The organism is Algoriphagus boritolerans DSM 17298 = JCM 18970, assembly GCF_900108085.1.
Taxonomy (GTDB): Bacteria; Bacteroidota; Bacteroidia; order Cytophagales; family Cyclobacteriaceae; genus Algoriphagus; species Algoriphagus boritolerans.
Genome location: NZ_FNVR01000072.1, coordinates 1 through 1,697, shown reverse-complemented (window position 1 = coordinate 1,697; position 1,697 = coordinate 1). Strand labels below are relative to the sequence as shown.

Annotated in this window: 1 protein-coding gene and 1 pseudogene; both read left to right on the top strand. The window is 38.7% G+C overall.

The annotated features are described in order from the left end of the window. A partial coding sequence (locus C4S61_RS21585; RefSeq protein ID WP_235010169.1) for a hypothetical protein occupies window positions 1-529 on the top strand: 529 nt, incomplete at its 5' end. Between the two features lie 58 nt (window positions 530-587). Then, window positions 588-1,595 (top strand): annotated as a pseudogene (locus C4S61_RS21580) (IS30 family transposase). The last annotated feature ends 102 nt before the right edge of the window (window positions 1,596-1,697 follow it).

The following is a 1,697-nucleotide window of genomic DNA, read 5'->3' as shown; positions in this document are numbered from 1 at the left end:
AAGATGGGACAGCTCCAAAAAGCTTCCCATCTTTCATTTTGGTACTATTCCAAGATTAAATTATTTTGGACTCTCGCGTTCTCGGACGACAGTAGAAATAAATAATGATTCCGGCCAAATTTACATTGCCTCAATGTACAAATTATTAATTTATTCGAGTGATTTTTCTTTTTTAGAGGAAAAGAAATTCCCATTTGCATTAACTCATTTGGAGTTTGTAAAAGGAGAATTATTAGTTTTCTCTGACAAAAATGGGATTCCAAACGATTTAGGCTTCATGAATATCTCTCTACTGTATAAGCTTAGTGATTCCTTTACGGTTAAGGATAGCCTTTCGATTAGAAGTGTTTTACTACATGATAAAAGTGTTGGAGCATATTTTTTTCAACACTACATATCTGAAATAAAGGATGAAGTATTGTTTTATAAGCCCGTACTTACAAATGAGAATATTTTAAAAGACACACTTTTTAAGATTGAAGGAAACAAAACCCAGATTCAAGTAACTAATGCAACACTAAAGGTTTAAGGAAAGGAAGCCTATGCTTCCTTTCCTTAGGCTGAATAACTAAATTATTAGTGTTGTCATGCAGAAATTCAATCATCTCCAGAACAAAGGTATCAAATCGAAATTTTAAACAAAGCCGGAACCCAAGCAAGTAGAGATAGCCAGTCTCATTGGGGTTCACAAAAGCACCGTGAGCAGAGAACTCAAGCGGAATACCGGAAAGCGTGGACCTCATGGCAAAGTGTATTCAGCCAAGATTGCTATAGATCGGACTCTTGAACGTCATCGGTTGAAACGAAAGAAAATCCGATTCACTGAAGCACTGAAACAACAAGCCAGAATGTGGCTGGAACAGGACAAACTCAGCCCGGAACTCATAGCGGCTCAATGGGAGAAAGAAGGTCAACAAGGGGTGTCTCATGAAACTATTTATGATTGGATTTGGAAGGCTAAGAAGAGCCGTCATTCGAATTTGATTCAGGACAGAGGCTTGTACAAACATCTCAGACATGGCAAGCGAAAACAGAAAAGAGGCAATTACAGACAAAATAGGGGCGTTATCAAAGAACGGGTACCGATCGACCAAAGACCTGACATCGTTCAAAAAAGGGAACGATTAGGAGACATAGAAGTAGATCTCATGATGGGTAAAAACCACCAGTCTGCCTTATTGGTCATGACCGATAGAGCCACTCTGATTACCACAATGGACTTCTTGCCTTCAAAGGAAGCGGAGCTGGTAAAGGCCAAAATCGAACAGCGAATTGAGTGGATCGGCCCCAGCTGGATCAAAACCTGCACCTTTGACAACGATATGGCTTTTGCCCTGCACCATCAAATAAGAGACAAATATGGAATCAAAACTTTCTTCACTAGACCTTACACCTCTCAGGTCAAAGGAACTGTCGAAAACCGAATAGGATTGATCAGAGCATTCCTTCCTAAAGGAACTGACCTGAATGAAATCTCTGACAAAACCATCGCAGATATAGAACAAAAAATCAACAACAGGCCTGTTCGAAAATTCAAATACCTAACTCCTAAAGAGAAATTATTATCTTACAAGAAAGTTGCATTTATTACTTGATCATGGCAACTTCGAAAAGACCCTACTTCTTTTAGACGAAAAGGCCTATTGGAATAGAGCAATTAGTCGAGGCTTAATTCTATCCTTTGATAATGTAAAATC